17 protein-coding genes and 1 tRNA gene are annotated in these 19,652 nt (G+C 62.0%); 9 read left to right on the forward strand and 9 right to left on the reverse strand.

The features are described 5' to 3' along the window. The first annotated feature begins 109 nt into the window (after positions 1 to 109). Positions 110 to 1,093, forward strand: a complete 984-nt coding sequence (locus tag QQL76_RS15010) for an acetyltransferase domain-containing protein (RefSeq protein ID WP_499208300.1) — start codon at positions 110 to 112, stop codon at positions 1,091 to 1,093. A gap of 16 nt (positions 1,094 to 1,109) precedes the next feature. Here QQL76_RS15010 and QQL76_RS15015 read toward each other — a convergent pair whose 3' ends face one another. The 4 genes from QQL76_RS15015 to QQL76_RS15030 all read right to left on the reverse strand — a co-directional run bounded on the left by QQL76_RS15015 (position 1,110) and on the right by QQL76_RS15030 (position 4,180). Then, positions 1,110 to 1,496: a MerR family transcriptional regulator gene (locus QQL76_RS15015; RefSeq protein WP_126010344.1), complete on the reverse strand. Its 387-nt coding sequence runs from the start codon at positions 1,494 to 1,496 to the stop codon at positions 1,110 to 1,112. A gap of 66 nt (positions 1,497 to 1,562) precedes the next feature. Then, positions 1,563 to 2,990, reverse strand: coding sequence for a magnesium transporter (mgtE, locus tag QQL76_RS15020; protein WP_499208301.1), 1,428 nt, complete (start codon positions 2,988 to 2,990; stop codon positions 1,563 to 1,565). 183 nt (positions 2,991 to 3,173) lie between these two features. After that, positions 3,174 to 3,971 carry a DUF1003 domain-containing protein gene (locus tag QQL76_RS15025; RefSeq protein ID WP_499208302.1) on the reverse strand — a complete coding sequence of 266 codons (798 nt, stop codon included), beginning with the start codon at positions 3,969 to 3,971 and terminating at the stop codon, positions 3,174 to 3,176. A 124-nt stretch (positions 3,972 to 4,095) separates the two neighbouring features. Further along, positions 4,096 to 4,180 (reverse strand) — tRNA-Leu (locus QQL76_RS15030). 146 nt (positions 4,181 to 4,326) lie between these two features. Between QQL76_RS15030 and lipB the strand changes: the two genes are divergently transcribed. Continuing rightward, on the forward strand, positions 4,327 to 5,076 hold the full coding sequence (lipB, locus tag QQL76_RS15035) for a lipoate-protein ligase B (protein WP_499208303.1): 750 nt from the start codon (positions 4,327 to 4,329) through the stop codon (positions 5,074 to 5,076). 4 nt (positions 5,077 to 5,080) lie between these two features. On the opposite strand, the gene QQL76_RS15040 is transcribed toward lipB, so the two are convergent. Together QQL76_RS15040 and QQL76_RS15045 are read right to left on the reverse strand one after the other, a co-directional pair. Then, positions 5,081 to 7,093, reverse strand: a complete 2,013-nt coding sequence (locus QQL76_RS15040) for an acetyl-CoA carboxylase biotin carboxylase subunit (protein WP_499208304.1) — start codon at positions 7,091 to 7,093, stop codon at positions 5,081 to 5,083. 76 nt (positions 7,094 to 7,169) lie between these two features. Continuing rightward, the gene (locus tag QQL76_RS15045) at positions 7,170 to 8,108 is read right to left on the reverse strand and encodes a DMT family transporter (protein ID WP_499208305.1); all 939 of its coding nucleotides are present in this window, start codon (positions 8,106 to 8,108) and stop codon (positions 7,170 to 7,172) included. A 71-nt stretch (positions 8,109 to 8,179) separates the two neighbouring features. Between QQL76_RS15045 and QQL76_RS15050 the strand changes: the two genes are divergently transcribed. From QQL76_RS15050 to gph, 3 genes are all read left to right on the forward strand, one after another. After that, positions 8,180 to 8,575 carry a helix-turn-helix domain-containing protein gene (locus tag QQL76_RS15050; RefSeq protein ID WP_499208306.1) on the forward strand — a complete coding sequence of 132 codons (396 nt, stop codon included), beginning with the start codon at positions 8,180 to 8,182 and terminating at the stop codon, positions 8,573 to 8,575. A gap of 106 nt (positions 8,576 to 8,681) precedes the next feature. After that, a complete protein-coding gene (locus QQL76_RS15055; RefSeq protein ID WP_499208307.1) occupies positions 8,682 to 9,809 on the forward strand; it encodes an S-(hydroxymethyl)glutathione dehydrogenase/class III alcohol dehydrogenase in 1,128 nt (375 codons plus the stop codon). Further along, positions 9,772 to 10,503: a phosphoglycolate phosphatase gene (gene gph / locus QQL76_RS15060; protein ID WP_499208308.1), complete on the forward strand. Its 732-nt coding sequence runs from the start codon at positions 9,772 to 9,774 to the stop codon at positions 10,501 to 10,503. The genes QQL76_RS15055 and gph overlap by 38 nt, the downstream gene beginning before the upstream one ends. 71 nt (positions 10,504 to 10,574) lie before the next feature. Here the strand turns inward: gph and QQL76_RS15065 are convergent, their stop codons facing one another. Then, on the reverse strand, positions 10,575 to 12,584 hold the full coding sequence (locus tag QQL76_RS15065) for a L,D-transpeptidase family protein (RefSeq protein ID WP_499208309.1): 2,010 nt from the start codon (positions 12,582 to 12,584) through the stop codon (positions 10,575 to 10,577). A gap of 295 nt (positions 12,585 to 12,879) precedes the next feature. Between QQL76_RS15065 and QQL76_RS15070 the strand changes: the two genes are divergently transcribed. Together QQL76_RS15070 and QQL76_RS15075 are read left to right on the forward strand one after the other, a co-directional pair. Continuing rightward, the gene (locus tag QQL76_RS15070; protein WP_126010287.1) at positions 12,880 to 14,487 is read left to right on the forward strand and encodes a fumarate hydratase; all 1,608 of its coding nucleotides are present in this window, start codon (positions 12,880 to 12,882) and stop codon (positions 14,485 to 14,487) included. Positions 14,488 to 14,622: 135 nt separating this feature from the next. Further along, complete coding sequence (locus QQL76_RS15075; protein WP_499208310.1) at positions 14,623 to 15,699, forward strand: GGDEF domain-containing protein; 1,077 nt, start codon at positions 14,623 to 14,625, stop codon at positions 15,697 to 15,699. 26 nt (positions 15,700 to 15,725) lie between these two features. Here QQL76_RS15075 and QQL76_RS15080 read toward each other — a convergent pair whose 3' ends face one another. Next, on the reverse strand, positions 15,726 to 16,121 hold the full coding sequence (locus QQL76_RS15080; RefSeq protein ID WP_499208311.1) for a gamma-butyrobetaine hydroxylase family protein: 396 nt from the start codon (positions 16,119 to 16,121) through the stop codon (positions 15,726 to 15,728). Positions 16,122 to 16,326: 205 nt separating this feature from the next. Between QQL76_RS15080 and moaA the strand changes: the two genes are divergently transcribed. Together moaA and QQL76_RS15090 are read left to right on the forward strand one after the other, a co-directional pair. Continuing rightward, positions 16,327 to 17,316 (forward strand): GTP 3',8-cyclase MoaA, encoded by a 990-nt coding sequence (gene moaA, locus QQL76_RS15085; protein ID WP_499208397.1) that lies wholly within the window; start codon positions 16,327 to 16,329, stop codon positions 17,314 to 17,316. A 26-nt stretch (positions 17,317 to 17,342) separates the two neighbouring features. Next, on the forward strand, positions 17,343 to 18,371 hold the full coding sequence (locus QQL76_RS15090; protein WP_499208312.1) for an alpha/beta hydrolase: 1,029 nt from the start codon (positions 17,343 to 17,345) through the stop codon (positions 18,369 to 18,371). Here the strand turns inward: QQL76_RS15090 and QQL76_RS15095 are convergent. Continuing rightward, the gene (locus tag QQL76_RS15095) at positions 18,311 to 19,525 is read right to left on the reverse strand and encodes an MFS transporter (protein ID WP_499208313.1); all 1,215 of its coding nucleotides are present in this window, start codon (positions 19,523 to 19,525) and stop codon (positions 18,311 to 18,313) included. The two genes, QQL76_RS15090 and QQL76_RS15095, sit on opposite strands and share 61 nt — an antisense overlap. Between the last annotated feature and the right edge of the window lie 127 nt (positions 19,526 to 19,652).

The raw sequence follows: 19,652 nt of genomic DNA on the forward strand, positions 1-19,652 counted from the left end.
GGTACTCCTTTGCTGTGATCGGTTTCATTCGCATCTGTGTGTGAAACGATCTAGATCGGATCAAGTGCCGTCGTCGATTCGACGTAAACGTCCGCCGCGGGGAGACAAGATGGTAGATCAGGCCGGGATGCCCCATCGAAACCCCTCGACGCGTCTGATGCGCCTGGATGTGGCGCGCGGATTGGCGCTCGTGGCCATGGCCATCTATCATTTCACCTGGGACCTCGAGTTCTTTCGCTATGTCCCGCTCGGGCTGACATCCGAGGGCGCCTGGAAGATCTTTGCTCGCGGCATTGCCAGCACCTTCCTGTTCCTGGCGGGCTTCAGCCTGGTGCTCGGGCATTACCCGACGATCCGCTGGCGCCCGTTCCTGCGGCGGCTTGCCATGATCGTCGCAGCCGCGTTGGTCATCACGGTCGCCACCTATATCGCCTTTCCACAAGCGTTCATCTTCTTCGGCATTTTGCACGCCATCGCAGCCGCAAGTCTGATCGGCCTCGCGTTCCTGAGACTGCCGCCGGCGATCACGGCGATCATCGCGGTCCTGATCATCATCACGCCGAATGTTTTCAGCTCGACGGCATTTGATTGGCCCGGCCTTTGGTGGGTCGGCCTGTCAGCGAACCGGCCGGTCTCCAACGACTACGTGCCGCTCTTTCCGTGGCTCGGTGCAACGCTGCTCGGCATTGCAGCCGCACGGATCATCAAGGCGAAGGACTGGCTTGGTCACCTCGCGACCCGCTCCGAACCCGGCCGCTTGACCCGTGGGCTGGCGTTTGCGGGGCGCCACAGCCTTGCCGTCTACCTGATCCACCAGCCGATCCTGCTCGGCCTTGTCTACCTGGCGAGCATCGTCGCCCCACCGCCTGCGGCCGATCCCGGCGTCGCCTATATGAACAGCTGCGTCCAAAGCTGCTCAGCCACGCAAGGTGAACCTTTCTGTCAGTCATTTTGCGGATGCACGCTGGACGCGTTGAACGCTGCCGACCTGTTCGACGATCTGATCGCGGGAACGCTCGACCCGGCCGGCGATCCACGCGCGGTCGAGATCGCAAATCAATGCACGGCGGATATCTTCGGCGGCCAGCGCTAGAACCCGAAGCTTTGAATCAGGTGCTGACGCCGATTTCGGCCAGACGCGTCAGGCAAGCCTCTTCGACATTGTCGAGCTCGTTCAGCGTCTCCTCGATGTCCTTGCGCTTTTGCCGCAACTCGTTGCGCTTCTCGTCGACGCGCTTCATCAGAAGCTTGAGTTGCCCCTCTTCGCCCGGAGGATCCTTGTAAACCTGGATGATCTCTCGGATCTCGGCGATCGTGAAGCCGATGCGACGGCCGCGCAGGATTTCTTGGATCAAACGGCGGTCGGCCTGGCGGAAAAGACGGGTGCGGCCGCGACGCTCCGGCTGCACGAGTCCTTCGTCTTCGTAGAAGCGAAGTGTCCGGGTCGAAACGCCGAACTCGCGCGTTAATTCCGTAATGGTGTAATATTTGTTCAACGCAGCCTGATCCCCGACAAGGAACAGACGGTAGCGGCTTTTACGTAAAAGTCAATTTTTCTCCTGTCACGACAGGCCGAACCACCATGTTGCGATCCCGAGAAATGCGAAGAAACCGATGATGTCTGTGGTGGTCGTCACGAAGACGGCCGAGCCGACTGCGGGATCTGCCCCAAAGCGATCGAGGATCAGGGGCACAACGATGCCGGCAAGCGCTGCCACGAACATGTTGATGAGCATCGCGACCGCAATGATCCCCGCGATCTCCGCGCTCTGAAACCAGAAGCCGGCGACAGTGGCGATCAGCAGTCCGAAGATCAGTCCGTTGATCAGCCCGACGAGGCATTCGCGCCGGATGATGCGGGGTGCGTTGCGAAAGCTGAGATTGCGCGTCGCCAGGGCTCGGACCGTAACGGTCATGGTCTGCGACCCTGCATTGCCGCCCATGCCGGCGACGATGGGCATGAGCACAGCGAGCGCGACGATTTCCTGAATGGTCGCTTCGAACAGCGAAATCACGGAGGCCGCCATGAAGGCGGTGAGAAGGTTGGCGAAAAGCCACGGCACGCGCGAGCGAGATGTCGCTCGAACGCTATCGGAGAGTTCCTCATCCCCAACGCCGCCCATGCGCATCAAATCCTCCTCCGCCTCCTCCTGAATGACATCCACGACATCATCGATGGTGAGCACGCCGACGAGCCGCCCGTTCTTGTCGACCACGGCTGCCGAGAGAAGATCGTACTGCTCGAAAAGCTGCGCCGCCTCCTCTTGGTCCATCTCGGCGGCGATGGGATAATTGGTATCCCGCATGATGTCTTCGATCTTGACCTTGCGCTTGGTGCGCAGGATGCGGTCGAGATCGATGACGCCCATCAGCTTGAACGTAGGATCCACGACGAAGATCTGCGAGAAGCTTTCCGGCAGGTCCTCGTCTTCGCGCATGTAGTCGATCGTCTGGCCCACCGTCCAGAAAGGCGGCACCGCGACGAACTCCGTCTGCATGCGGCGGCCGGCGGTATCTTCCGGATAGTCCAACGCCCGACGAAGCCGAATCCGCTCCGTGAACGGCAGCTTTGCCAGAATGTCATCCTGGTCTTCCTGGTCGAGATCTTCGAGAATGTAGACCGCGTCATCGGAATCGAGATCGGCGAGCCCCTCCGCGATGCGCTCGTTCGGCATCGCGTCGATGATTTCGAGACGAACGGCCTCGTCGACTTCGGTCAGCGCCGAGAAGTCGAAGTCCGAGCCAAGCATCGTGACAAGCTGTCCGCGCTCGTCCGAATCGAGCGATTCGAGAAGGTCGCCGAGTTCGGATTCGTGCAGTTCGCCGACCTCGTCGGTCAGCGATTCGCGGTCGCCCTGTTCCAGTGCCGTAGTGACGCGCTCGACGAAGTCGCTGCGCAGATCACCGTCTTCCGTATAGACGTCATCGTCGGCCACGGGCTGGGCGTCCGCATTGCGTGCTTCGCTCGTCTTATCTGCGTTATCTTCCATGAAGATCCTTCACCTTCGGAAAGCGATAGCGTTAGCCCGCTGCGACGACACGCAAGCGACAATCCACGAACTTATGATTTGACGGAAGACGATCGGAGCACGGCAAAGACCAAGCACTCCGCATCCCTGTTATCCCACCGCATCGTAAACGGCTTGGACCACAATTGGTTTCGAAGCAATCGCTCAAGAAGGCTTTGGGTCGGATGGAGGAAGCGCTGGGCGCTGAGGGCTGTCGGCTGCTCCCTTGGACGCCTTTTTCTTTTTGGCAGTGGATCGAGCCGATGTCGGCAATGGCTGGCTGAGAAGCTCCATCTGCGTCTCCTGGATTTCGGTCAATCGTTCCCACTGACGCATCAGATGATGGTCGAACTTTTCGTGGAGATGCCGAATCTCAAGCTCCGCCTTGAGGTTCACGCGGTAATCGTTGAGCGACCGAAGACGGTCCTTCGCCTCTTGCCGCTTCTGGCTCATCATGATCAACGGCGCCTGGAATGCGGCGATCATCGAAAGCATCAGGTTGAGCAGGATGAAGGGATAGGGATCGAACGGCTGGCGCAGGAGCGGCACGAGATTGACGGTGACCCAGAGCATCAGAACGCCGACGAAGGTCAGGATGAAGGCCCAGGAACCCGCAAAGCCGGCGATACGATCGGCCGCGCGTTCGCCGAAGCTCAGCTGCTCGGCGTAATCCTCCTCGACGTTCTGGCTGAGCGTCTCGTCTCGCGACATGCTGGCAATGACAGACCGATCGAGCTCCGTCAGTTCGCCGCGTTCCCGCTCGATGGCACTTTCCAGCGCCTGCCACCTGGCCATCTGCAGATCCGTCGAACAGATGAAGCGGCTCCCACGCCAATTGGGGTGCACATCATCGAGATAGCGCGCAATGTTCGGGCGCACCCACTCCACGGAGAGGAGGGCTGCCTCTCTCTCGTTGCGCCCGCAGATGCCGCAATGACTGGCAGCGACCGCCTTGCGCGCCATCGCCTATCCTCTCGAACCGAGAACCAGCCTACACGATCGCCAAGCGTGGCACCAATGGCAAGATGACGTCCTGAAACGCAAAAAGCGCCGACATGCGGCGCTTTTGAAGTCTCCGGAAGGAGAATGGTGCGGTCGAGAAGACTCGAACTTCCACGGGTTGCCCCACAGCGACCTCAACGCTGCGCGTCTACCAATTCCGCCACGACCGCACGTGGTAGAAGCCGCTCTTGCCGGCGCCGGTCATCTAGCAAATCGATTTGGTGCGCACAAGCGCGAACGGTGAGAAAAACCGCTTGTCCCGAGACCATTTGCGAAAGCGTTGCGAACGGGCGCGTTCAGGCATAGATCAGGCGCCATGACTGTGCCTCCGCAAGCAAAGCCGCGCATCAATGCCGATCGCTCGACGATGGCCGATCGGTTCCTGCCGCTATCGGAGAGCCCGCCGGTGCGCTGGCGCGTCACCGAAGGCCTCACCGACTACGAATCGGCTGTTGCGTTGATGGAAGCCGAAGCGGCTCGCATCCATGATGGGTCGGCCGACGAACTCGTCTGGCTCGTCGAACATCCGCCGCTTTATACGGCCGGAACCTCTGCCCGAATGGACGATCTGATTGCGCCGGATCGCTTCCCGGTCTTTCACACGGGCCGCGGCGGCGAGTTCACCTATCACGGGCCCGGCCAGCGCGTTGCCTATGTGATGCTCGACCTCAAGCGCCGCCGGCAGGATGTGCGCGCCTTCGTGGCCGCGCTGGAGAATTGGGTCATCGCGACGCTGGCGGAGATGAACGTGCGCGGCGAACGACGGGAGGACCGGGTCGGCGTCTGGGTCGTGCGGCCGGAGCGCCCTCGCCTTTCCCCGGACCGCGCAGCCGAGGACAAGATCGCCGCAATCGGCATCCGGTTGCGCAAATGGGTCAGCTTCCACGGCATCGCGCTCAACGTCGAGCCGGACCTCGACCACTTCAGCGGCATCGTGCCCTGCGGCGTGAAAGACTACGGCGTAACGAGCCTCGTCGACCTTGGCCTGCCAATCACCATGGCTGACGCCGATCTGGCGCTCAGAGAGGCCTTCGAGACGATCTTCGGCCCCACCATCGACGGCTGAGCCGTCAGTCGAATTCCATGATCACAGCATCGACCGCAAGGCTTTCGCCGGGTGCCGCATTGATCTTGGAAACGACGAGATCGCGCTCGGCACGCAGAACGTTTTCCATCTTCATGGCTTCGACGACGGCGAGCGTCTCACCGGCCTTCACGTCCTGACCTTCCGTAACCGCGATGGAAACGACAAGCCCCGGCATCGGGCAAAGCAGGAGCTTCGACGTGTCCGGCGCCTCCTTCACAGGCATCAACCGGTCAAGTTCCGCAAGCCGCGGCGTCAGCACGCGAGCGGTGACCGAATAGCCCTGCCAGTCCACGCGGATTCCGTTCAGAACAGGCCGTGTCTGCGCCGTGACGCGACGGCCGTCGATCGTGCCGTTCCAGATGGCGTCACCCGGCCGGAAATGCGTTGTGACGGTCACAGGATCGGCGCCGTCAATGCTGACATCGAGCTCGAGAGGCATCGAAGCCATGCCATCGACGACGGCGACGTCGAGATAGACATCGCCAAGCCGCACGACCCAGTCCCGTCTCAGCGCGCCGTTATGAGGTGCCACGCGGTCGGCAAACCGGTCGAGCCTGTCCTTGCGCAACAGTTCGGCAGACAACGCCACGGCCGCCAGCACGGCAAGCGCGTCCTTACTTGGCTCTTCGGGAACGAAGCCATCCGGGTATTCTTCCGCGATGAAGGCTGTCGAAAGGCGTCCTTCCCGCCAGCGCGGATGGCGCATCAGCGCCGACAAGAACGGGATGTTATGGGCGATTCCATCGACCACGAAACCGTCGAGCGCCAGCCCCATCGCCTCGACTGCCGCAGGGCGCGTCGGCGCCCAGGTGCAGAGCTTGGCGAGCATCGGATCGTAGAACATCGAAATTTCGGCGCCTTCGAAAACGCCGGTGTCGTTGCGGATCACCGCGTCCGATCCCTTGATCTCCGCCGGGGGCCTATAGCGCGTCAGCCGTCCGATCGACGGCAGGAAGTTGCGGTAAGGATCTTCGGCATAAAGCCGGCTCTCGATCGCCCAGCCGTTCAGCATCACGTCGTCCTGCGCGATCGCCAGACGCTCGCCGGCTGCGACCCGGATCATCTGTTCCACCAGATCGATGCCCGTGACGAGTTCCGTCACGGGATGCTCGACCTGCAGGCGCGTGTTCATTTCCAGGAAATAGAAATTGCGGTCCCGGTCGACGATAAATTCGACCGTGCCGGCGCTCTGGTAGTCGACGGCCTGCGCAAGGGCCACGGCCTGCGCACCCATCGCGGCTCGTGTCGCCTCGTCGAGAAACGGCGATGGCGCTTCCTCGACGACCTTCTGGTTGCGCCGCTGGATCGAACATTCTCTCTCGCCGAGATGGATGCAGTGACCGTGGGAATCGGCAAGCACCTGGATTTCGATGTGCCGTGGCTCGACGATGAACTTCTCGATGAAGACACGGTCGTCGCCAAACGAGTTCTTCGCTTCCGACCGCGCCCGATCGAAGCCGTCGCGCACCTCGTCGCGGGAATGCGCGATGCGCATGCCCTTGCCTCCGCCGCCGGCAGACGCCTTGATCATCACCGGATAGCCGATCTCGTCGGCAATCCGCTCGGCCTCGTCGGCATTCTCGATCACGCCGATATGGCCCGGCACGGTCGAGACATTGGCATCCTTGGCGAATTTCTTCGATTCGATTTTGTCGCCCATGGCGCGGATGGCCTTGGGCTTCGGGCCGATGAAGACGATGCCCTCCGCCTCCAGCGCCTCGCAGAATGAAGCACGCTCCGACAGAAAGCCGTAGCCGGGATGCACGGCCTCGGCACCCGTCTCCTTGCAGGCCGCGATGATCTTCTCGGCGTTAAGATAGCTCTCCGACGCGGTTGCCGGACCGATGTGGACCGCTTCGTCGGCCATCTCGACATGGAGCGCGTCACGGTCGGCGTCGGAATAGACGGCGACGGTCGCGATGCCCATGCGTTTGGCAGTCTTGATCACGCGGCAAGCGATTTCGCCGCGATTGGCGATCAGGATCTTAGAGAACATGCGGTTGGTACCCCTCCGGTGCCGGCCCAAGGCAGGCGAAAGTCCTCATGCGCTTGTAGCCCAAGGCAAATCGAGTTCAAGCCTGAGGCGCGCCGGCAACGATACGTTCACGCCTAAAGATGAAGAGCCCCGAGGCAACGATGATGGCGATGCCGACCCATTTGGAGGTGCTCGGCACATCGGAAAACACGAGATAGCCGATGAGGACGGCAGAAATGATTTCGAGATACTGAAACGGTGCAAGCAGAGATGCCGGCGCCTTCTGAAATGCGAGAACGACCAGCCCGTGCCCGACCGCCGCCAGGAAGCCGAGCAAAAGAACGAGGCTGAAGCTCAGGCCGTTTGCTGGCCAGGATGGCGCGAGATCGGCAATCCCCACGACGCTGCCGATCCCCATTGCCAGGGCGATCATGACTGTGCCGCCGATGCCTGCCAGATACTGCATCACCATCGGCCCGTCATGCACGCCGAGCGAGCGGTTCAACAGCATGTAGACGGCAAATAGGCTTGCAGTACCGAGCGGCAGAAACGCGATGAAGCCGAAGCGGGCGAAGCTTGGCTGGATGACGATGAGTGCGCCGATGAAACCGAGCCCGATGGCCGCCCAGCGCCGCCAACCCACTTTTTCGCCGAGGATCAGCGCCGACAGGGCCGTCAGGATGAACGGCTCAACGAAGAAGATCGCAAGCGCATCGGCGATCGGCATGTATTTCACGGCAGCAAAGAAGCAGAGGCTCGCGCCACCGATCAGGAAGCCCCGCAGGATGTTCAGCCAGAAACGGTTCGACTTGAACCCAGACCGGCCGCTGACGAGAGCAATGGCCGCAACGGTCAGGATCAACTGCACGATGAAGCGATAGAACGACACTTGGCCCGGCGACATCGCCTGCTCGGTCGCCAGATACTTGCCTATGCCATCCATGACCGGCAAGATGAGCATGCCGACCGACATGATCATCATCCCCTGGGCATGGCTGCTATTGGCAGCCTGAACGGCAGTCGCGGTCTCACTCATGAGACGTCGTTACGGCTTTTCAATCCGGGGAACAACGCCTTTACATCCGGCGATATGCAAGAGGAGCTCCGATGCAGCATCCGGCCACGATTCTCGACGACAAACCCGAAGCCGACACGCTTGGCGGCCGCATTTCCACCGCGCGCGACGCTTTGGACATGTCCGTGCCGCAGCTGGCGCGGCGTCTGGGCGTCAAGACCGAGACCATCGCCGCCTGGGAGGGAGACCGTTCCGAGCCGCGGGCAAACCGCCTCATCATGCTCGCCGGCATTCTCGGCGTCGCCCCCACATGGCTCCTCAGCGGCTTCGGCTCGGCACCCGCCACCCAACCTGTGGACGCGGCGCTCAGTGTCATCACCCTGCAACTGGCGAAGCTCAAGGAGCAGCACCAGCACACCGCCGCGACGATCGATGCACTGGAGCGGGAAATCGCCTCGCTTAGCCGGCACTTGCAGAACGATGCCTGAGTTGCTGTGCCATGAGCGCGCACGACCAGTCATTGTTCCATTGGCCCCTTGAGGCAGAGGCCCCTCTCTGACATTTTCGCCGGCAATTCAGACAGGAGCACAGCCCATGGACGTTCGCGCCGCAGTCGCCTTTCAGGCGGGCAAGCCGCTTGAAGTGACCACCGTACAACTGGAAGGCCCCCGCGACGGCGAAGTCCTCATCGAGGTGAAGGCGACGGGCCTTTGCCACACCGATGATTTCACCCTGTCGGGCGCCGACCCCGAGGGGCTTTTCCCAGCCATTCTCGGCCATGAAGGTGCCGGCGTCGTCGTCGATGTCGGCAAGGGCGTCACCTCGGTGAAGAAGGGCGATCACGTCATCCCGCTCTATACGCCCGAGTGCCGGACCTGCCCCTCCTGCCTGTCACAGAAGACCAATCTCTGCACGGCGATCCGCTCCACCCAGGGCCAGGGCGTGATGCCGGATGGCAGCTCGCGCTTCTCCATCGGCAAAGACAAGATCCACCACTACATGGGCTGCTCGACCTTTGCGAACTACACCGTCCTGCCGGAAATCGCCGTCGCCAAGGTCAACCCGGACGCCCCCTTCGATAAGATCTGCTACATCGGCTGCGGCGTAACGACGGGCGTCGGCGCAGTCATCAACACGGCCAAGGTTGAGATCGGTGCGACCGCGATCGTCTTCGGTCTGGGCGGCATCGGCCTCAACGTCATCCAGGGCCTGCGGCTTGCCGGCGCCGACATGATCATCGGCGTCGATCTCAACAACGACAAGAAGGAGTGGGGCGAACGCTTCGGCATGACCCATTTCGTCAACCCGAAGGAAGTCGGCGACGACCTCGTCCTCTATCTCGTCAACATGACGAAGCGCGGCGCGGACCAGATCGGCGGCGCCGACTACACCTTCGATTGCACCGGCAACGTCAAGGTCATGCGCCAGGCGCTGGAAGCGGCTCACCGTGGATGGGGCGAATCAATCGTCATCGGCGTCGCCGGCGCGGGCCAGGAAATCTCCACCCGACCCTTCCAGCTCGTCACCGGCCGCGTCTGGAAAGGCACGGCCTTCGGCGGCGCCCGCGGCCGCACCGACGTGCCGAAGATCGTCGACTGGTACATGGAGGGCAAGATCGAGATCGATCCGATGATCACCCACACGCTGAAGCTCGAAGAGATCAACAAGGGCTTCGAGATGATGCATGCGGGCGAATCGATCCGTTCGGTCGTGGTCTACTGATCCGATGGCGCCCGCCCCGCTCGTCATCTTCGATCTTGACGGGACGCTCGTGGATACGGGTCCCGATCTTGTCGACAGCCTCAACCACACCATCGGCACGGCGGGGCTCACCCCCGTCGTGCTCGAGGACCTGAACCACCTCGTCGGCCAGGGTGCCCGCGTGATGATCGCGCGCGCCTTCGCCATGCAGAAGGTCGCGACCACGCCGGAACAGGGCGACCACCTGCTTGCGGTCTTTCTCGAGCATTATTCCGCCAACATGCCGGGACGGTCTCGTCCGTTCCCAGGACTGGTGGATGCAATGGATCGGCTGGAGACCGAAGGGTTTGCGCTCGCAATCTGCACCAACAAGAGCGAGACGATGTCGCTGCGCCTGCTGCAGACGCTCGGGCTATCGAAACGCTTCAAGGCGATCGTCGGCGGCGACAGCCTTCCGCACCGCAAGCCCGATCCGCGCCATATCCTCGGCACGATCGAGCGCGCAGGCGGAGATCCCCGCACCTCGGTGATGATCGGCGATTCCATCAATGACATCGCCGCGGCCCGCGATGCCGGTGTCGCCTCGATCGGCGTTCCCTTCGGCTACACCGACGTGCCGATTGCGGAACTGAAGCCAGACCTTGTCATCGAGCATTTCGATGCGCTGACCCCTGCCCTGGTCCACGATCTCATTCGTACGGCACGAGCGGCTTGAGGGAAATGCCTTCCTGATACGAAAACGGCGGCCTCGCGGCCGCCGTTTTGCGTTCTGGGGACTCTGACGCCTTAACTGTCGGCGTTACGGGCCTGGTTCGTCGCGGTGATGGCGCGACCGAGATACATGTCCCGCTCATAAACATCGTCGAAATACTCAACCTTGCCCTCGGCATTCGGCCAGGCGGTGAAGTAGGCGATGTAGACCGGGATATTGGCCTCGACCTTCAGCACCTTGTTGCGGCCATCGGCAATCTGGCTGCCGATATCGGCCTTGTCAGTGCCGAGCACGGCCGCAGCCATCGCGCGAGGGTCCTCCAGCCGCACGCAGCCATGGCTGTATGCGCGGGTATCGCGACCGAACAGGTCCTTGGCCGGAGTGTCGTGCATGTAGATCGCATGCTCGTTCGGGAACATGATCTTCAGTTCGCCGAGCGCATTGGTCGAGCCTGGGGGCTGGCGGACATTGTAGGGCACGTTGGCGCCGACGCCGTACCAGTTGATCGAGCTTGACGCGACCTGCGTTCCGCCCTGTGTGGTCACCTCATACCCGATGCGATCGAGATAGCCGGGATCCTGGCGCAGCTTCGGCAGCATCTCGTTGACGATGATCGAGCGCGGCACGCCCCAATAAGGGTTGAGCTCGACCGTCTGGATCTCGTCCTGGAAGAAATAGGTCTGGTTCGCCTTGGTGCCGACCACGGCGCGCATTTCCAGCGCTTCCTTGCCGTCTTCCACATAGCTGACCTTGAAGGCCGGCGCGTTGATCATGACGTGGCGCTCACCGAGATCGCGGTTGATCCACCGCAGCCGCTCCATTGAGAGCTGGACTGCCTCGATCTTGCGCGCATTGCTGACGCCAGTGAGCTTCACGATCGTGTTGCGACCGATGATGCCGTCGTCCATCAGCCCGGATTCCTTCTGGAAATCCTTGACAAGCTCGACGAGTGCGGTGTCGTAGACGGGGCTGCCCTGGTAGTCCGCGAAGGTGAGCGAATGCGTGGTCTTCAGCGCGTCCGATCCCCGCTCGCGAATGGCGGCGATGATCTTCGTCAGCTCCGGGTTGCTGCTGCCGGGACGCACGAGCGTACCTTCGGCGATCTCGACGCGATCGACGTCCGCATCCTCGGCGATCAGCCGATCATATTCGGCCTGCAAAGCCTGGAACTTCGCATGCGTCGGGCTGCGGCGCTCGAGGTAGGAGGTGATATTGGCCGTGCGCGCTGCGACCTTCAGCCCAGTGACGAGGTCGACCTCCTTCCGGTCGAAATCGTGGTAGCCCGAAATCCGGTTCGGCGCGATCCGCCCGCGGGTGGCATCGAGCATGTAGGACGCGACCGCGGCCGCCATCTCCATCTCGAACTGGAGCCGGGCGCGATCCGGGTTTGGCGCTGCTGCCTGAGCTGCATCAGATTGAGATGCACCAGACGCCGCTGCGCCGGACCGAGCCGCAGTGACCTGATTCGTCACGGCAGAGCTCGCTGCGGGCGCAGGCCACTCGACCAGATAGTCGGCCGGTGAGAGCCCGACCCGGTCGGCCTTCGCAAACACGGCCAGAGCCGCCTCGGCACGGGCGTTTGGACCATTGTCATTGGTCCAGACGAAGCCCGCATTCTCGCCGTAGAACGCCGTGACGGCTTCACCAACCTCGGCCAGCGCCCGCATCTGGATGTCGGCCAGGTGCCGGCTTGCCTGAGCGAAGGCATTGATGGGCGGCTGATCACCGCCAGCGGAGACCGAGCCGGTCACGACCGGATCGGCGAGCTTCGAAAAATCGACGCGGACGAGTTCGTCCGCCCTGTATGTATTGTATTTGGGCCCGACGACGACGGGCTCGGGCTCGGCCTGGCGCTGCGAGGCTTCCCAGGCACGCAACTGATCGACGCTGGACGGCTGCTGCGTCACCTGCCCGCTGTCGAGCGGCGAACCGCGACGTTCGGCATTGCGCTGGACGGCGCCTGGACCGCCCATGATGAAGTCGAGCAACGTCTGAGCGGACGCAGGGCCCTGAGGCACCGCGATCGTTCCGGCTGCGAGAAGCCACGCCATCGCCGCGACCGTGCCTGTCCTTTTGGAAAGCATACCAGCTCCGTATTTTCGATGTCCGTTTGCCGACCCAAACCGGGCCTGCATGAACCCGGGACCCTAAGCCCCTCATGGCAAACAAATGGTAACCAACACATTGGTTGACGGGTAGAAGCGACGGCTAATGTTGGCCGCCGGCCGACTTCTTTTCCGCCAACAGTGGCCGTTTTGCATAAGGGGCGGCGCCTGCGCCGCTCGCCCGCCGGCCGATTGCATTGCTTTTGGACGCGGGCTAAACGGGCTCCGGGCGCTCTCCAGCCCATCTTCCGTCAATGTCTCTGGATGACGAATCATGGCCGACGATCTCTTTCCGCTGGGCGCCGACGAAACGCCCTATCGCAAGCTTAGCGACCAGCACGTCTCCGTGGATACGTTTCGGGGCCAGGAAGTTCTGCTGGTCGAGCCGGAAGGATTGCGGCTTCTCTCCGAGCAGGCCTTCGCCGACATCAACCATCTCCTTCGCCCGGGCCATCTGGCGCAGCTCGCCAAGATCCTCGACGACCCGGAAGCAACAGACAACGACCGTTTCGTCGCCTATGATCTCATGAAGAACGCCAACATTGCCGCGGGCGGGGTCCTGCCGATGTGCCAGGATACGGGCACGGCAATCGTCATGGCGAAGAAGGGTCGTCGCGTCTGGACCGAAGGCGGCGATTATTCCGCGATCGCGCGCGGCGTCCTTGATGCCTACGAGAAGAAGAACCTGCGCTATTCGCAGCTCGCACCGCTCGGCATGTTCGAGGAAAAGAACACCAAGACCAACCTGCCCGCGCAGATCGACATCTACGAGGAAGGCGACGACGGATACGAATTCCTGTTCGTCGCCAAGGGTGGTGGCTCGGCCAACAAGACCTTTCTCTACCAGGGCACGCCCGCGCTTTTGACGCGTGACCGGATGATCGAATTCCTCAAGGAAAAGATCCTGACCCTCGGCACGGCCGCCTGCCCGCCTTATCACCTTGCGATCGTCATCGGCGGCACCTCGGCAGAGATGACGCTGAAGACGGTAAAGCTTGCCTCGACGCGTTATCTCGATGCGCTCCCCACCTCCGGTTCGGAAAGCGGCCATGCCTTCCGCGACATCGAGATGGAGCAAGAAATCCATAAGCTGACGCAGAGCCTCGGGGTCGGCGCGCAGTTCGGCGGCAAGTATTTCTGCCACGATGTGCGCGTGATCCGCCTGCCCCGCCACGGCGCCTCTCTCCCGATCGGTCTTGGCGTCTCCTGCTCGGCCGATCGCCAGGCCAAGGGCAAGATCACGAAGGACGGCATCTTCCTCGAAGCGCTCGAAGCCAATCCGGCGCGCTTCATGCCGGATATCGATGAAGAGCGCCTGTCGGGCGACGTCGTTAGGATCGATCTGCACCAGCCGATGAGCGAAATTCTAGCCCAGCTCTCGGCCCATCCCGTCAAGACGCGTCTGTCGCTGAACGGCACGATCATCGTCGCCCGCGATCTTGCCCATTCGAAGATCCGCGAGCGCCTGGAAGCCGGCGAACCCATGCCGGATTACATGAAAAACCACCCGATCTACTATGCCGGCCCGGCAAAGACGCCGGAAGGTTACGCATCCGGTTCGTTCGGCCCGACGACGGCCGGCCGCATGGACGCCTATGTCGACCAGTTCCAGTCGTTCGGCGGATCGATGGTGATGCTGGCCAAGGGAAACCGCTCGCGCGCTGTGCGCGATGCCTGCGAGCGCCATGGCGGCTTCTATCTCGGCTCGATCGGTGGCCCGGCAGCCCGGCTGGCGCAGGACTGCATCAAAAGCGTCGAGGTCGTCGAATATCCGGAACTCGGCATGGAAGCTGTCTGGAAAATCGAAGTCGAGGACTTTCCAGCCTTTATCGTCGTCGACGACAAGGGCAATGATTTCTTCAAGGAGCTTAACCTCGGTTGAGGCGCTGCAGCCTGCAACGTTGGACATTCCGGCGTCCAAGCATATGCTGAAGCGCTAAAGTGTTAATCAATTTAGAACCTTTCGTGCATAGATTTTGCAGGACGGACAGCAAAAACTAAACTTGGAAGAACGGGCATGAACCAGACAGCTAGACGCCCGGCGCCCGGAGACATCGCGACTCGCATCGCCATATCCATGCGCCGGCTCAATATCCCTGGTCTGCCCCGCAATTACGAACTCGTCTACGAAGCTTTTGCTGGCTCCGATCCGGACCTGACAAGGGCTTTTGTAGCGCTTGGCACCAGCCCGACCCAGGCCGATCTCGATGCGCTCGGACGGCAGTTCCTCGTTCACCATCACGGCCAGGGCATCGTCGCCGATGCGCAGGAGACGATTTCTCGGAACATCGAGGAATGCCTGCAACTGTTGCGACGGGAACAATCAAAGCTTGAAAATTATGGTCGCACGCTCGGCCGTGCGAATGCCGAGATGGTCGACCCGGAGTCCCTGCGGGTCGACATCATCCGCAACTTCATCACCATTCTCACCACGGCGACGGATAGCACGATCAATGACTCGCGTGCGGTCATCAACGGCATGGTCGGCCATGCCAGCGAAATCACCCGCGTCCGCAGCGAGTTGGACGAGTACAAGCGCATGGCCCATACCGACGTCATGACGCAGCTGTCCAATCGCCGGGCGTTCGACGACATGATGGCGCAGATCTACAGCGATCAGAAGTCCGCGATGTACTTCGCCCTCGTGATTGCCGACATCGACAAGTTCAAGCGCATCAACGATACCTTCGGCCATCCGGTCGGCGACAAGGTCATCAAGCTCATCGGCAGCCTGTTTCGGGCGGCATTGCGCAAGGATGTCTTCATCGCCCGTACCGGCGGCGAGGAGTTCGGCTTCATCCTGGCTGGCACGACCGCAGCCGAGACGATGAGCATCGCCAACCGCATCCGCACGACCGTGGAACAGACGCCCTTCGTCAACCAGCGCACCGGGACCGACTACGGCCCGGTCACCCTCTCCATGGGTGTCTGCATGGCCGCGGACGCCGAAAATGAGAGCGACCTCTACCGCAAGGCCGACGCCGCGCTTTACGCGTCGAAGAATGCGGGGCGCAATCGCGTCACAATGCACATGCCGGGCGCTGATGGCGAATTGTCCGAAGCGCGCGCCATGTACCGTAAGATCTCTGCCTGATCACGCGATCAGGCAGAGCAACCGATCTAGCTTCGCCTAGCCAGGCGCACCGGATCGCGCGATAGGCCCTTGGCGTCGAGGTCGGCCAGATAATCGGCCCATCGTGTTTCCCGCTCGCGCCCCAGTTCTCGCAGGAACGACCAGGAGAAGATCCCGGAATTGTGCATGTCGTCGAAGGTGATCCTGACCGCATAGTGGCCGACCGGGTCGATCGTCATGATGGCGACGTCGCGCTTGCCATAGACCGTGATGGCCTGTCCGGGACCATGGCCCTGCACTTCCGCAGACGGCGAACAGACCCGGAGCAGTTCCGCCTCGAGCGCGTAGCTCTCGGCATCACCGAAGCGCACGGTCAGAAGCTTCCGATCCTTCGATACGCGCAACTCCTGTGGAGCGTCCTGGCTTTGCTCGGTCGCGCTCATCATTCTCGTCCTTTCGTCGATACCGGCTTTTCCTTAGTCGCCTTTAGCGTCTAAAGCCAAGTTTCCGTGACCGGCAAGGCAGAACCTTGGTCGCGCCTTGACGCGGCGCCCCATCGTCGCAACATAGGGCGCAGGGAGAAATGCATTGAACCAGTTCAACAATTCCACGACAGGTGCACGCCCGCTCGCCGTCACCGAGCCACCGATGATCGATCCCTTCGGTCGCGCCATCAGCTATCTGCGCGTGTCGGTGACGGATCGTTGCGACTTCCGCTGCACCTATTGCATGGCGGAGAACATGACGTTTCTCCCGAAGAAGGACCTGCTGTCGCTCGAGGAACTCGACCGCCTCTGCACGGTGTTCATCGAAAAGGGCGTCCGCAGGCTGCGTCTCACCGGCGGCGAGCCGCTGGTGCGTAAGAACATCATGCATCTCATCCGCGATCTCTCGCGGCACCTGAAATCCGGTGCTCTCGAGGAATTGACGCTGACCACAAACGGCTCGCAGCTCTCGCGTTTTGCCGCTGAGCTCGCCGAATGTGGTGTGCGCCGCATCAACGTATCTCTCGATACGCTTGACCCCGACAAGTTTCGCCAGATCACCCGCTGGGGCGAGCTTTCGCGCGTTCTGGAAGGCATCGAAGCGGCCCAGGCGGCTGGCATTCACGTCAAGATCAATGCCGTGGCGCTCAAGGGTTTCAACAACGCCGAAATACCCGAGATGATCCGCTGGGCCCATGGCAAGGGCATGGACATGACGGTCATCGAAACGATGCCAATGGGCGAGATCGACGAGGACCGGACCGACCACTATCTGCCGCTCTCGCTGCTGCGCGCCGACCTTGCCCGGCAGTTCACGATGATCGACATTCCCTACAAGACCGGCGGCCCGGCGCGATACGTCGAAATTGCCGAAACCGGCGGCCGCCTTGGCTTCATCACGCCGATGACGCACAATTTCTGCGAAAGCTGCAACCGGGTGCGCCTCACCTGCACGGGAACGCTGTTCATGTGCCTCGGCCAGGAGGATGCCGCAGATCTTCGCGCCGCATTGCGCGCCTCGGAAGGCAACGGTCTCGTCTCCGAGGCGATCAACGAAGCGATCGGCCGCAAGCCGAAGGGTCATGACTTCGTCATCGACCGGCGCAACAATCGCCCGGCCGTTTCCCGCCACATGAGCGTCACGGGCGGCTGACGAAACCATCTCTTACCGGAGTGATGATGGTGCGACTGGGAAAGGCGATGCGACGGCTGCTTCTCCTGCTCGCTGCAGTCATCTTCGTCCTCTTCGTGATGTGGACGCTCGGCCCGCGCCCTGATGTCGATACCACCGTAAGCTTCGAGGCGGCGTCGATCGAGGCCGATCTGGATGCCTATCTGGAGCGCACGGAGGCCGCCTTCGGTGACATCCGGCCGAACCAGAGCAAGCAGATCGTGTGGGCCGACCCGGCAACGAAACAAGCGACACCCATTTCCCTCGTCTATGTCCATGGCTTCTCGGCTTCGCCGACGGAGTTGCGCCCGCTACCGGATCTGGTTGCGCAATCGCTTGGGGCGAATCTGTTCTTCACGCGACTGGCCGGCCATGGCCGGACCGGCGATGCGATGGCCGAGGCCACGGTGAATCAATGGGTGAATGATATCGCGGAAGCCATTGAGATCGGGCGCCGTTTGGGTGATCGCGTGGTCTTGATGGGGACATCGACGGGCGCGACGCTCGTGACCTGGGCGATGACCCAGCCAGACCTCGCCGACGATGTCGCGGCCACCGTGATGATTTCACCGAACTTCGGCCTCGCCGCGTCCGGCTCCGGCATCCTCACAATGCCCTGGGGCGGTCAACTGGCCGACCTCCTGATCGGAAGCTCCCGCAGCTTCGCGCCGAGAAATGCGGCGCATGCGGCGAATTGGACAACGACGTACCCGACGGCAGCGCTCTTGCCGATGGCCGCGCTCGTGGATCTGGCTGGGCAAGCGCCGGTGGAGACGATCGAGGTCCCCACGCTCTTCGTCTATTCCGAGGATGACGCCATCGTGCGTCCGGAGAGGACGGCCGCGATGGCGACCCGATGGGGCGCACCGACGAAGACCTTGCTGTTTACGGAGAGCGACGATCCGCAAAATCATCTGGTCGCCGGCGACATCATCTCACCGTCGACCACCGCGTCGCTTGCAGCAGCGATCGTCGACTATCTGGAGACGCTTGAACTTAGCCGCTCGCCGGGCCTCGCATCACGCGAGAACATGTAGATCGCAAGTCCGACGGCGAGCAGCAGCGCGTAGAAGCCGAACAGCGTCGAATAGGCCGATGCAGGGTCGGCGCCATCATAGGCGGAACCGAAAACCGGCCCTGTGGCGAACTGGATGAGCCCTGCGCCACCGATCGAGAAAAAATTCATCAGCGTCACGCCACGCCCGGTCAAATGTGCCGGGAAGAACGCACGCGCATGCGCCATCAGAACTCCGTAGCTCGTGCCGAACAGCCCGATCGCGACCAGCGCGGCAGCGGCGAACGCGAAGGGTGGCATCGGCACCAGGACCAGGGCCACGAGAATGGAGAAACTCGCCGCATTGCCGCCGAACGCGACCCATTTGCGGGTGCGCAGCAGCGTATCGAGTGGACCGTAGGCGAAGCTGCCAATGACCATGGCGATTGCCATGGTCAGCGCCACATTGCCGATCAACAGCGACCCTGCCCCATAAACCTGGTCCAGATAAGGCCCCGCCCACAAGCCACGGATCGTCGCCGCCGGCGCGTAGTTGACGGCGGTAAGCGGGATGATCGCCCAAAGAACCGGCATTTTTAATAGGTCGATATATCCCTTGAGGCCGCTCGACTGGCCATCGGATTCGAGTTTCTCTGGATCGCGTACCAGCACGAAGATCGCGACAGCCACCATGAGGCTGATCGCCCCCAGCGCCGCCATGGATGTTCGCCACCCGAAGAATTCTACCGAAGCGGCGAGCGGTGCGGCGCCGAGCACGTTGCCGGCATTGCCGATCGCGATGAACCAGGAGGCAAAGACGGCAAATCGCAGCGGTGAATACAGTCGCGCGAAGATGAAAAGCGACGCCATCAGAAGCGGCGAGCAGCCGATACCGATCAGCGCCATGGCCAGGATGATCGAGCCGGGCGTTTCGGCCGTCGCGAAGATCATCGCCCCACCCGCACCGCCAAGAGCCAAGAGCAAGGACGCCGTCCGCCGCGGACCATAGCGATCGAGCCAGGTGCCCACTGCAAACTGCATGAGCGCGAAGGTGACGAACCAGATCCCCGAGGCCAGCGACAATTGCGCATTGGTCATCCCGAGATCGGCCGAGAGCGTCGGCGTCAGTACAGCCAGAAACGACCGGAAGAACTGGGACAGAATATAGGACAGCGAGAGCGCAATCAGTCCGGCCATGGATCAGGCATCCGTTGCAAGCGAAAGTGGCACGTCGACCACGATTCACCCGTGCTCGCGGCGTCGAACTGTCTGTGTCACCATTTGGCCATAATGGCAACGATGCGGGCACTTGCCCAAAAGTTGG

Source organism: Rhizobium albus, from assembly GCA_030160035.1.
GTDB classification, from domain to species: Bacteria; Pseudomonadota; Alphaproteobacteria; order Rhizobiales; family Rhizobiaceae; genus Georhizobium; species Georhizobium albus.

Coding starts and splice junctions, on each gene's coding strand:
- QQL76_RS15010 (WP_499208300.1), top strand. CDS start 110: ATGGTAGATCAGGCCGGGATGCCCCATCGAAACCCCTCGACGCGTCTG.
- mgtE (WP_499208301.1), bottom strand. CDS start 2,990: ATGGAAGATAACGCAGATAAGACGAGCGAAGCACGCAATGCGGACGCC.
- QQL76_RS15025 (WP_499208302.1), bottom strand. CDS start 3,971: ATGGCGCGCAAGGCGGTCGCTGCCAGTCATTGCGGCATCTGCGGGCGC.
- lipB (WP_499208303.1), top strand. CDS start 4,327: ATGACTGTGCCTCCGCAAGCAAAGCCGCGCATCAATGCCGATCGCTCG.
- QQL76_RS15040 (WP_499208304.1), bottom strand. CDS start 7,093: ATGTTCTCTAAGATCCTGATCGCCAATCGCGGCGAAATCGCTTGCCGC.
- QQL76_RS15045 (WP_499208305.1), bottom strand. CDS start 8,108: ATGAGTGAGACCGCGACTGCCGTTCAGGCTGCCAATAGCAGCCATGCC.
- QQL76_RS15050 (WP_499208306.1), top strand. CDS start 8,180: ATGCAGCATCCGGCCACGATTCTCGACGACAAACCCGAAGCCGACACG.
- QQL76_RS15055 (WP_499208307.1), top strand. CDS start 8,682: ATGGACGTTCGCGCCGCAGTCGCCTTTCAGGCGGGCAAGCCGCTTGAA.
- gph (WP_499208308.1), top strand. CDS start 9,772: ATGCGGGCGAATCGATCCGTTCGGTCGTGGTCTACTGATCCGATGGCG.
- QQL76_RS15065 (WP_499208309.1), bottom strand. CDS start 12,584: ATGCTTTCCAAAAGGACAGGCACGGTCGCGGCGATGGCGTGGCTTCTC.
- QQL76_RS15070 (WP_126010287.1), top strand. CDS start 12,880: ATGGCCGACGATCTCTTTCCGCTGGGCGCCGACGAAACGCCCTATCGC.
- QQL76_RS15075 (WP_499208310.1), top strand. CDS start 14,623: ATGAACCAGACAGCTAGACGCCCGGCGCCCGGAGACATCGCGACTCGC.
- QQL76_RS15080 (WP_499208311.1), bottom strand. CDS start 16,121: ATGAGCGCGACCGAGCAAAGCCAGGACGCTCCACAGGAGTTGCGCGTA.
- moaA (WP_499208397.1), top strand. CDS start 16,327: ATGATCGATCCCTTCGGTCGCGCCATCAGCTATCTGCGCGTGTCGGTG.
- QQL76_RS15090 (WP_499208312.1), top strand. CDS start 17,343: ATGGTGCGACTGGGAAAGGCGATGCGACGGCTGCTTCTCCTGCTCGCT.
- QQL76_RS15095 (WP_499208313.1), bottom strand. CDS start 19,525: ATGGCCGGACTGATTGCGCTCTCGCTGTCCTATATTCTGTCCCAGTTC.